The organism is Methanobacterium bryantii (assembly GCF_002287175.1).
In the GTDB taxonomy this organism is placed as follows: domain Archaea; phylum Methanobacteriota; class Methanobacteria; order Methanobacteriales; family Methanobacteriaceae; genus Methanobacterium_D; species Methanobacterium_D bryantii.
The window spans coordinates 1-239 of sequence record NZ_LMVM01000032.1; the positions used below are offsets into that span (position 1 = coordinate 1).

A 239-nucleotide genomic window follows, 5' to 3' on the forward strand; every position below is an offset into this window, starting at 1 on the left:
GTTGGCCTTCTTTCCGGCGTAGATGAATTGACCAGTGTACATTCCTTCGGTAGCGACCATAAGGGTAGAAACTAAACGGTACTTGTATGGATCACGGAAAACGATTCTGGCAAGTGGAGCACCACGACCAGCATCGTGAATGATTTCCTTAACAAGACCACGAACGTAACCATATCTTTCGGCGAAATCAAGAGGTCTCATATGAGCAGCACCCTATCTGTGATTGGAGAGGGAGGACA

The 239-nt window shown here is 47.3% G+C and carries 1 pseudogene; it reads right to left on the reverse strand.

The features are described 5' to 3' along the window. A pseudogene (locus tag ASJ80_RS10660) lies at positions 1–201 on the reverse strand (hypothetical protein); the annotation flags it as partial. Positions 202–239 lie beyond the last annotated feature (38 nt).